Origin of the sequence: Desulfofundulus luciae (genome assembly GCF_030813795.1) — a bacterium.
Classification (GTDB): Bacteria; Bacillota; Desulfotomaculia; order Desulfotomaculales; family Desulfovirgulaceae; genus Desulfofundulus; species Desulfofundulus luciae.
Genome location: NZ_JAUSUX010000011.1, coordinates 96039 through 105383 on the forward strand (window position 1 = coordinate 96039; position 9345 = coordinate 105383).

The 9345-nt window shown below is 53.7% G+C and carries 11 protein-coding genes and 2 pseudogenes; 10 read left to right on the forward strand and 3 right to left on the reverse strand.

All coding sequences use genetic code 11. The features are described 5' to 3' along the window. Positions 1-15 precede the first annotated feature (15 nt). On the reverse strand, positions 16-273 hold the full coding sequence (locus J2Z49_RS08425) for a spore coat protein CotJB (RefSeq protein WP_307402027.1): 258 nt from the start codon (positions 271-273) through the stop codon (positions 16-18). 33 nt (positions 274-306) lie between these two features. Beyond that, entirely contained in the window at positions 307-516 is a 210-nt protein-coding gene (locus tag J2Z49_RS08430) for a spore coat associated protein CotJA (RefSeq protein ID WP_307402030.1), read from the reverse strand. Positions 517-867: 351 nt separating this feature from the next. Between J2Z49_RS08430 and J2Z49_RS08435 the strand changes: the two genes are divergently transcribed. The 7 genes from J2Z49_RS08435 (at position 868) to J2Z49_RS08465 (ending at position 6010) form a co-directional block, all read left to right on the forward strand. Beyond that, entirely contained in the window at positions 868-1608 is a 741-nt protein-coding gene (locus tag J2Z49_RS08435) for an N-acetylmuramoyl-L-alanine amidase family protein (protein WP_307402033.1), read from the forward strand. After that, positions 1601-2560, forward strand: coding sequence for a serine hydrolase (locus J2Z49_RS08440; protein WP_307402035.1), 960 nt, complete (start codon positions 1601-1603; stop codon positions 2558-2560). Before J2Z49_RS08435 ends, J2Z49_RS08440 begins: the two co-directional genes overlap by 8 nt. A gap of 42 nt (positions 2561-2602) precedes the next feature. Then, positions 2603-3772, forward strand: a complete 1170-nt coding sequence (locus J2Z49_RS08445; RefSeq protein WP_307402038.1) for a D-alanyl-D-alanine carboxypeptidase family protein — start codon at positions 2603-2605, stop codon at positions 3770-3772. A 338-nt stretch (positions 3773-4110) separates the two neighbouring features. Beyond that, positions 4111-4452 carry an anti-sigma F factor antagonist gene (gene spoIIAA, locus J2Z49_RS08450; protein WP_307402041.1) on the forward strand — a complete coding sequence of 114 codons (342 nt, stop codon included), beginning with the start codon at positions 4111-4113 and terminating at the stop codon, positions 4450-4452. 12 nt (positions 4453-4464) lie between these two features. Then, positions 4465-4920: an anti-sigma F factor gene (gene spoIIAB / locus J2Z49_RS08455; RefSeq protein ID WP_307402044.1), complete on the forward strand. Its 456-nt coding sequence runs from the start codon at positions 4465-4467 to the stop codon at positions 4918-4920. Between the two features lie 12 nt (positions 4921-4932). Then, positions 4933-5715, forward strand: coding sequence for an RNA polymerase sporulation sigma factor SigF (sigF, locus tag J2Z49_RS08460; protein ID WP_307402047.1), 783 nt, complete (start codon positions 4933-4935; stop codon positions 5713-5715). 100 nt (positions 5716-5815) lie between these two features. Continuing rightward, positions 5816-6010: a dodecin family protein gene (locus J2Z49_RS08465; RefSeq protein ID WP_307402048.1), complete on the forward strand. Its 195-nt coding sequence runs from the start codon at positions 5816-5818 to the stop codon at positions 6008-6010. 807 nt (positions 6011-6817) lie between these two features. On the opposite strand, the gene J2Z49_RS08470 is transcribed toward J2Z49_RS08465, so the two are convergent. Beyond that, positions 6818-7462, reverse strand: a complete 645-nt coding sequence (locus tag J2Z49_RS08470; protein WP_307402051.1) for a hypothetical protein — start codon at positions 7460-7462, stop codon at positions 6818-6820. A 656-nt stretch (positions 7463-8118) separates the two neighbouring features. On the opposite strand from J2Z49_RS08470, the pseudogene J2Z49_RS08475 reads away from it, so the two are divergent. From J2Z49_RS08475 to J2Z49_RS08485, 3 genes and pseudogenes are all read left to right on the forward strand, one after another. Next, positions 8119-8643: pseudogene (locus tag J2Z49_RS08475) on the forward strand (methyl-accepting chemotaxis protein); the annotation flags it as partial. 7 nt (positions 8644-8650) lie between these two features. Then, positions 8651-8920 carry a CZB domain-containing protein gene (locus J2Z49_RS08480; protein ID WP_307402054.1) on the forward strand — a complete coding sequence of 90 codons (270 nt, stop codon included), beginning with the start codon at positions 8651-8653 and terminating at the stop codon, positions 8918-8920. A 19-nt stretch (positions 8921-8939) separates the two neighbouring features. Then, positions 8940-9115 (forward strand): annotated as a pseudogene (locus J2Z49_RS08485) (transposase); the annotation flags it as partial. Between the last annotated feature and the right edge of the window lie 230 nt (positions 9116-9345).

Below are 9345 nucleotides of genomic sequence, written 5' to 3' on the forward strand. Positions count from 1 at the left end.
CTCTCCAGTCCTTTCTTAAAATTGAATTTCCCAGGGCCAGGGATCTTCAATCCAGCGCCAGGGATATTCGCTGGGCGAAAAGCCATAAGATACCAGCGGCCCGTACATGCGCTCGTACTGGGCCTTCAACTGGTTCAAGCGCTCGGTAACCAGGTTGTAATCATTTAAAGGCTCCTGTTCAGTGGGATGGGTGTCCAGGTAAAGGGTCAACTCTATGGCCGCGAATTCCAGGGCCATAATATCATGCAGCAATTGCAATCGCCTCGAATCCACTTATTTTCCTCCTTTCCAGGGGGGAGTTACATTTTAATAGGGGTAGGGGCTGTAAAGTTCCGGGAAAAGGGTCCCTTTTTCCAGAGCCTCCGCCGGACTGTAAGTTCTGCCGTAACGCTGGGGGGGTACATAGGCCTGCGCCAGACGTAGTGGGGGGTAAAAGGCAGTGGTATGGGCGACCGGGGAAGGGTCTGCAGCGGTTGCTTTTACTTCCTGCCCGGGCGTTTTTTCGGGAGTGGTCATTCCAATAAGCCTCCTCCAATAAATAACATTATATGGCTGTTCTTACAGATAAAGTATGATGGGCCAGCATATAATGACACCGCAAAAAGTGTAATCCTTGAGTTTCCTGCCCAAATGATGAGCGCTGACAAAAAACCCCCGGCGGGTGGCGCCGGGCTTCTTTCATTCCGCAATGCCGGCCAGTTTTTTGGCCGGCTTATTCTTTTTCCGGACCGGTGAAGGCGTACAGGGCCATCTTCTGGCCCTGGGATGCGTTATTTGTCAGAAACTAGATCCCCCCGGGGCTTATAAATTTTATAGGGATTGTAAACCTTAAGTGACAGCCGGCAAAATTACCGGACCCGACATCAGTTGCCGAGGTGGGGACCCGTGTTGCATCCTGCGCCGCAAAGTTTTAGCCGTTTTCTGGTCATGGTGGTTATTTTTTGTCTGTTTTATCGGGTGGCGGCTCCGTTAGGGGCAGCCCCTTCCAGTAACGTCCTGGCCGGACGTGTGATCGTGATTGATCCCGGCCATGGCGGGGACGACCCCGGGACGGTGGGGTGTCACGGTATTGTGGAAAAGGATGTGGCCATGGAGGTCAGCCGGCGGGTGGCGGGCGTTTTCCGGCAGGCCGGGGCCCGGGTGGTGCTGACCAGGGATGGAGACCGGGAACCGGCGGGTCCCGGGGGAAGCGGTGGGGAAAGGATAGAAGCCCACGACCTGGCCCGCCGGGTGGAGCTGGCCAACAAATGCGGTGCCCATCTTTTCCTGAGCATCCACTTAAATCATTTTTCCGAGCCCGATGAATACGGGGCACAGGTATTTTACCAGACCGGTTCCCGGGAAAGCCGGAAACTGGCTGAAGCCATCCAGGCGGAGCTGAACAAGAACCTGGTGGATTCGGGGCGCCAGGCTTTGGCCGGTGACTTTTACGTCTGCCGCAATTCCCGCATGCCGGCGGTAATAGTGGAAGTGGGGTTTTTAAGCCACGAACAAGAATCCCGGCAGCTAACCGCTCCCGCCTATCAGGAACGGGCTGCCCGGGCCATCCTCCAGGGTGTGGTCAATTACTTTCAGGGCGACAAGGGGGAGGTGAAACAGCATGGTTAACATTACCCGCCTGGTGGCTTTCTTGCTCGCTTTAAGCCTGGCCGCCGGCCCCGCTGCCGCAAGCAGTAGTGTGCCGGTGACCGGGGGACTTTCCAATCAACCGGTAAAGAATATTGATTACTCACCTTTAAAAAAGCAAATGGAAAAATTTGTGCGCGGGAAAAAGTCCACCTTTGCCATTTACTTTGAGGATCTGGCCTCCGGCACCAGTTTCGGCATTAATGCCGACAAACCAATGGTGGCAGCCAGCACGGTCAAGCTGCCCATGGCTCTGTATATAAACCAACTGGTGGTACAGGGTAAAATGCACTGGTACGACCGGGTGAGTTACCGCAAGGCTACGGATTACGAAGACGGTTCTGGAGTGCTGCGTTACGAAGCCAGGGACGGAGATACCTTTTCCCTGCGCTTGCTGACCAATCTGGCCATCACCATCAGTGATAACGTGGCCTACCGCATGCTGGCCAGGCACGTGGGCCGGCCGAATTTTTATGCCTATATGAAGGGGCTGGGTGGCCGTACAGTCTATCCGGGAGGGAAAAATTTGACCACTGCCCGGGACCTGGCCACCTATGTCAGGGCCACCCTGGATTTCGCCCGGCGCCATCCGCAGGAAGGCCAGCGCCTGCTGGACGATCTGGCCCACCCGTCTTTTCATATCGGCTTACCGGGGTTGCTTCCGCACCAGGTCATGGTGGCCCATAAGGAAGGGGATCTGGAGGGGATAGCCAACGACTGCGGGGTGGTTTTTAGCCGGCGGCCTTACATCCTGGTGGTTCTGTCCGGTGGAGTGAGGGATACCCGGGAGGGTTTTGCCGACATCGCCCGGTTAAGCAAGATGGCTTACGATTTTCAGGAATCTCTCCCGGCGGCTGAAATATTCCCGGTATACCAATCACCGGTAAATGTTTCAGTAAAACCGCTCCCACCGGCACCATGGCGGGGTCACTGAACATTTACAATCACCGAAATAAGGGTAAGGAGGTTTGACTAAATGTTCGCCCGGAAAATCCTCAGTACCTTGTTGATTTGTTTATTTACCCTGGCCTGTGCCTTACCGGCCTGGGCGGTGAAAGAGAAGGAGGAAGGCACCAGCGGCGGGCTGGATACTACCGCCGAATCAGCGGTGCTCATGGAAGCCCATACGGGCAAGGTTTTATGGGCCAAAAATCCCGATAAGGAATTACCCATGGCCAGTGTGACCAAAATCATGACCCTTCTTTTAGCCGTGGAAGCCGTGGAACAGGGCAGGGTCAGTTTGAAGGACCGGGTGGTGGCCAGTGAAAACGCGTGGGAGATGGGCGGCTCCCAGATTTACCTTGAACCCGGGGAAGAATTCAGTTTCGAGGAAATGCTCATTGCCGTGGCCGTAGGATCGGCCAATGATGCCAGCGTGGCCGTGGCCGAGCACATCCTGGGGAGCGAAGAGGCTTTTGTGGAGGCCATGAACCGGCGGGCCAGGCAACTGGGCTTAACACACACCCACTTTGTCAACTGCACAGGCCTGCCGGCCAGGGGCCATTACACTTCGGCTTACGATATGGCGGTTATTTTGCGGGAATGTTTGAAATATCCCCTTTTCCGCCGCATCTCCTCCATCTACGAATATGATTTGCGGGGCGGGAAGTTCAAGCTGTGGAATACCAACAAGCTGCTCAAGTGGTACGAGGGCGTGGATGCTGGTAAGACGGGCTGGACCAACGAGGCCAAATATTGCCTGGCTTCTTCGGCGGAACGGGACGGCCTGCGGTTGATTGTGGTAGTCCTGGGTACACCCGAACCAAAGAGCCATTTCCGGGAATCCATCAAGCTTTACAAGTATGGCTTTGCCCGTTACAAGGCGGTAAACATCTACCCGGCGGGTGCTAAAGTAAAATCCCTGCCGGTAAGCAAGGGCGTGGTGGACAAGCTGGATGTGGTGGCAAAAGACCGGGTTACCGTGGTAGCACCAAAAGGGGAGGACCGGGGATTCACCACCCACCTGGAACTGCCCTCCCACGTAACCGCTCCCGTGACCCGGAGGCAGCAGCTTGGCTTCTGTGTAGTGAAAAAGGACGGGCAGGAAGTGCTACGGGTGCCTCTGGTGGCCCGGTATGAAGTTAAAAAGGCCAACTTGCTGCAGCAGATCAAAAAAGTATTTACCCGCCTGCACAGCGTTCGTTAAAACGGGTGCCCCGGGATAAGGGGCGCCTTAAAATTTGCATTTCGACAGAATGTATGGTAACATTTAGCAGGAGAATCCCATCCCAACGTAGAAGTTACGAGTTAAATACGGCAAATATTCATTAAAACCGTTATAACGAGGATGCGGTGCGCATCTTACGCAAAGCACTGGAGTGAGCGAGGACCCAGCACTCACCGGGATACTGGCTCTTCCCAAGACCGGATATGTCAATTAAACCTGAAACACCGGGAGCAAAGTCATATTTGAGTGAGTGCTGGGCCGCATCCAACCGGGCTCATTGAATAATTTATTTACCCAAAACGCGGTAGGAGTGATCTATGGTGGAACTGGATCTGGAAATCAGACAGGATACCCTGTTTGTCCGGCCGGAAGGGGAGCTGGACCTGGGGGTAGCCGATTTCCTGCGCAATGCCCTGGAAGAATCTTTAAATAAAAACCCGGTGCGTCACCTGGTGCTCAATTTAAGCCGGGTCTCTTATATTGACAGTTCCTGCTTAGGGGTTATCCTCGGCCGCTACAAGCGCCTGGCCCGGGAAGGAGGCAGGGTTTCCCTGGTGGGTTTGCAGCCCCATGTGCGGCGCATTTGTGAGCTTTCGGGGCTGTTGCGGATCATGGGTGAGTATACCACGGAAGAGGAAGCTGTGGCCAGGGCCGGGTGAGGGGGGATTGCCATGAAGGTGATTAACCAGCTAAAGATGGAGTTTTTAAGCCTGCCGGACAACGTAGCTTTCGCCCGGGTGGCCGTGGCCGCCTTTGCCTCCCAACTGGACTTTACCCTAAACGACTTGGAGGAAATTAAAGTAGCTGTTTCCGAAGCGGTGGCCAATGCCATTGTCCATGGTTATGAAAATTCCCCGACTGGCATCGTACGGGTGCTCGTCACGTTGCTGGAAACCGGGGTGGAAATCCGGGTGGAAGACAACGGCAAGGGCATTGCCGATGTAAAGAAAGCGCTGGAACCGGCCTATTCCACCGATCCGGAACGCATGGGGCTGGGGTTTGTGTTCATGCAGTCCTTCATGGACCGCCTGCATGTGGATTCCAGCCCGGCCAGGGGAACCCGGGTAACGATGATTAAAAACATTAACAACCGGGGTGCAGCAGCGGCTTCCCAGGGGGGGCATTGAGGTGACTGCCCTATGAGTACCCGATTGGTGGAAATGAATTTACCCCGCTTCCCCCTTTTGGACGACGGAGAGATGCGGGAACTGCTGCGCCGCGCCCGGGCCGGGGACAAGACTGCCCGGGAAAGGCTCATCAACTGTAATCTAAAACTGGTCTTCAATTTGGTCCGGCGCTTTCAAAACCGGGGTTACGAACTGGAAGATTTGTTCCAGATTGGGTGCATTGGTCTGATGAAGGCCATCGATAAGTTCGATCTAAACTACGACGTTAAATTTTCCACTTATGCCGTGCCCATGATTGTGGGGGAAATCCGGCGCTTCTTGCGGGATGATAACCCCGTGAAGGTGAGCCGGTCGGTGAAGGAAACCGCCTACCGCATCCAGCAGGCCCGGGAGCGCCTTACCGGGCGGCTGGGCCGCGAACCCTCGGTGGGGGAAGTGGCCGCGGAGTTGGGGATTTCCCGGGAGGATGTGGTCACCGCCATGGAAGCGGCCCAGGCGCCTACCTCCATCTACGAAACTCTCCACCAGGATGATGGCGATCCCATATACCTTCTGGATCAGCTCCGGGATGGAGATGAAGGGGAGATGCCCTGGCTTGACCACATTGCGGTGAAGGAATTGCTCATGTCCCTGCCAGAACGGGATAGAAAAATCCTCATCTGGCGGTTTTTTGAAGACAAAACCCAGGCAGATGTGGCCAGACGGCTGGGTTTGTCCCAGGTACAGGTGTCCCGCCTGGAACGCCAGGTTTTAAAAAAGCTCAAGGAAATGTTGCAACCCGGGGAGAATGGTTAACCCCCGGGTTTTTTCACTGTTTCTTGCCCGCATAAAACTCTCTTTCATTGTAGATAATAGCCTTAGTTGTTAAAAAAGTTTATCAAAGGGGGGTGACTTTATGCATATCAGGGTTTCGGAATTAGTAGGTGAGTCGCCCAACGGATGGAAAGCTGCAGTCCAGGCGGCCGTGGACGAAGCCTCCAAGACCATCAGCGATATTGTAGGCGTGGAAGTGGTCAACCTGACCGCCAATGTGCAAAACGGTCGGGTTGTCGAGTACAAGGCCAATGTAAAGGTTGCCCACCGGGGTTAGCGGCAAAAAACAAGGAAATTCAGCCTTTTCCGTGTTGCCCGAAAGGGGTACCTTGCAAACTCAATCCAGAACAGTCCAATCTAAAACCCGGTAAAATCAAAGATTCCAGAACAGTTCGTTTGCAAACGGTTTGCAAACTCCCGCTGTGGGTAACGGGAACAAAAAGGTGCCGGAGAACCAAAGCCCGCCTGTTTTTCTACAGGTGGGTTTTGGTTTTTTGGCACAATTTATCGCTACCTGTCGAACTGCCCCAAATACAAAAGCCCGCCTACCATCATATGGAATTCCAGAATATTACAAGAACTGCATTGCTGGGTACCCTGCCTTACGGTTCGTTTTTTCAACCGCTGGTACGGTGGGTTGTACATTTCGGGTACCTGCCCGACCGTTTTTGGGTGGACTTTGCGGTTTGTTTGTATGGGGGTAGGTAATGTGGCGGGTGGCGCTGATTTCACAACCGGCAAAACAACAATCGCTTGCATGAAGCAATCTATTGTTTCCAGCCATGCCTTGGTGTAGGAGGATACTACTACGGTTGCCCTTTCCAATCGAATACACCATGTGGTATGAAGGCAGGAGCTCGCAATACTATTCCCCCGATTTGGACTTTGGAGCCGGAGCGTGCCGGCCTGTCAACACCGGTCTTGATCATTATTGCCGGGCCTGGCAGGCGAACAATATAAAGAACAACGTTTTTCGTGGGTGCCCGCCTTTTTTATTAATGGACGAAAACGGAGCAGCCCGCTCCCCTCTTCCGGGGGCAGGCCGCTGATGTGCAAACGACCAAAATTGTGCCGGAACGATGATCTACTGGGTTTGTCCGTAAGGAGCAGGCGGGCCAAAGTGTTCGAAACCTCCGTCCTGCGGCGCGTTTTGCAGCCGCTGGATCAATTTATCGGCTTTATCCTTAGGAATCTTGCCGTCCTTCACCGCCTGCTGGATGGCCTGGATTTTGGCATCAAGGAGTTTCTGGTGCAGTTGATCCATAGTAAGCCCTTTTTCCTGGGCGATGTCGGAAATCTTCTTACCCTGCTGCAGTTCGGTTTTAAGTTCGTCGGCGCTCATACCCAGGATTTGGGCCAGCACATCCATCTGCTTGCCCATGAATTTCCCGGCTCCGGCTTTCGTGCCATCTTTAGAGCCGTGGAACAGTCCCATTGGGAAAAACCTACCCTGTTCTATCCTGTCCTTGATTTTTTGTGCCTGGTCGGAAGTCAGCTTGCCCTGCTGAACGGCTTCATCAACCATTTGCAGTTCGGTTTGCTTGATGGCATTCATCAGTTTGCCTTGTTCTACGCCCAGGTTGGCCGCCAATTTTTCCAGGAAGACCTGGAATGGTGCGGGCACCCCGGACTGGTTTCCCGCGGGTGCGTTTTGTGCCAGGGCGACACCCGAAAGAAGCGCAACCGCAGCAAAGGCAATAGCGATAATCACGGCAACTTTTCTTTTCACCGCAAACTCCCTCCTCTGTAAATTTCGCACTCTTTTTCCCCCGTTGAAAGTGCAGATACTTTCCGCCTCCTAGGTGACCTGGCGCAGGGTGGCTCCGGCTGGAGGCTTTCTCTATCACCTCCTCGAAACGGCTTTTTTTCGGCGGCAGGCGTCCTCGGTACTTATTTAAACAGGTGATTGTTGCGGGTCAATTAAAAGTTCGTTAAAGATTCATTGCGGAGTTTTGCAAAAAAATGAAAAGGTTTGTGAAACTGTAAAAAGAAAGGGGGCTTGCACGTGCATCTCATCCTCAACCGCCCGGGTTTGTTCGGGTGGCTGTCCGAGATGCTCCAGATGCTTAACACTCGACAATATTTGACAATGTTCCTCTTGCAGTGGCAATACAAGAATCGGTAGTGCTATCCTATTCAGTACCATTTTTTAGGGACGCCCGACCTTTTTCTTTTGAGAATTGTTGTCTAAAGAGAGGTGGCCTCGTAACCATGCCATCGCCACGGCGGTATACACCGAAGCGGTGGGCCGGGTGCTGGGCCTGCAGGAGAAAGAGCTGGAATGGCTCACCCGGGGGGCTTTCTTCCATGACTGCGGGAAGATAAGCTGGCCCTTGGCGCTGGTGGACAAGACAGGTCAACCGGATCGGCGAAGAAGTTGCGGAGATTGCAGAACAGACCAACCTCCTGGCACTAAACGCTGCTATAGAAGCCGCCCGGGCTGGCGAGCACGGGCGTGGTTTTGCCGTAGTAGCTGAAGAAGTAAGGAAGCTGGCGGGGAAAACGAAGGATGCGGTAGGGACTGTGAAAGAATTGGCTGCAGAAGTGGACCAGTTGTCAGAATCGGCCGACCGCCGCAGCAAAGAGGTAACGGAGTCCTTTGAGATTTATTCCGGGCAGGTTACCTCTGTAGTACAAAGCATAGATGAAAGCATGAAGCAGGTGGAACTTGCATCCAGCGCCCTCAACGAAATAACCCGGGTCATGAATCAGGTAGCCACTACGGCAACAGATCTTGCCCAGTCGTCACATCGGCTTGCCCAAATAACAGCTTTCGGTGACTCCTGTGTAGCTAATGCCACCCACATCCGTGAAGCCACCCTGCCGGTTCTGGAAGAACTCCTGGTCGAGATAGGATACGCCGGTTCATACCCTGGCAGCCAGGCTTTTCGACCATGCCCGGTTCATTGATACTGTAGTGGCGAAAGTTGGAACAGGCGAAAAATTATCCGACCATACCGGATGCGCCTTCGGACGCTGGTATGTAGGTGAGGGCGGCAGGCAGTTCGGCCACTTGCCTTCCTGGCGGGCTATAGACGAGCCTCACCGCTTGGTTCATGTTGTCGGTGCTACTCTGGTGAGAGAGGCCCGGGCAGAAACAGCCGAAGAATTGGCCCAGGCATCCCTGGAACTGCTACGTTGCTTCGTAGCGCTGAAAAAAGAGATTGCCAAAATAACCAAAGGTTAAAAAGAGAAGGGGTTTAAAAAGAGAAGTTAATAAGGCCGCCTATAGCGTACTGGGCATCAATATGGCCGGTCAGAAGGAAGTCCTGCGCATCTGGGTTGGGGAACACGAAGCGCCAGTTTCCAGCTCAGTGTCTGCAATGACTTGAAAAGGGGCGGCCAATGTGAAGATTGCCCACCGGGGCTAAATCGAAGTTTGAAACTTTCAAATTAAAACCTCCCGAAAATCAAGGGATCCGGGGCAATAATAGAAGACGTACCACTACATTTACCTCCATTTTACAATAATGAGGGTGTGTGGTAATCATCGGAAGTCCGAGCACTTTGTTTGCAAGTGCCGTTACCGTCGTTTTTGATTTCAGCTACCTTTAGGGGTGGCCGGATTCCCAGTGCTCTGAATGCTTCATATGCGTTGCCCACCAGTTCCGT

Bases quoted from the DNA above. Each gene is read 5' to 3' on its own strand.
- J2Z49_RS08430 (WP_307402030.1), bottom strand. From the start codon at position 516: ATGACCACTCCCGAAAAAACGCCCGGGCAGGAAGTAAAAGCAACCGCT.
- J2Z49_RS08440 (WP_307402035.1), top strand. From the start codon at position 1,601: ATGGTTAACATTACCCGCCTGGTGGCTTTCTTGCTCGCTTTAAGCCTG.
- J2Z49_RS08445 (WP_307402038.1), top strand. From the start codon at position 2,603: ATGTTCGCCCGGAAAATCCTCAGTACCTTGTTGATTTGTTTATTTACC.
- spoIIAA (WP_307402041.1), top strand. From the start codon at position 4,111: ATGGTGGAACTGGATCTGGAAATCAGACAGGATACCCTGTTTGTCCGG.
- spoIIAB (WP_307402044.1), top strand. From the start codon at position 4,465: ATGAAGGTGATTAACCAGCTAAAGATGGAGTTTTTAAGCCTGCCGGAC.
- sigF (WP_307402047.1), top strand. From the start codon at position 4,933: ATGAGTACCCGATTGGTGGAAATGAATTTACCCCGCTTCCCCCTTTTG.
- J2Z49_RS08465 (WP_307402048.1), top strand. From the start codon at position 5,816: ATGCATATCAGGGTTTCGGAATTAGTAGGTGAGTCGCCCAACGGATGG.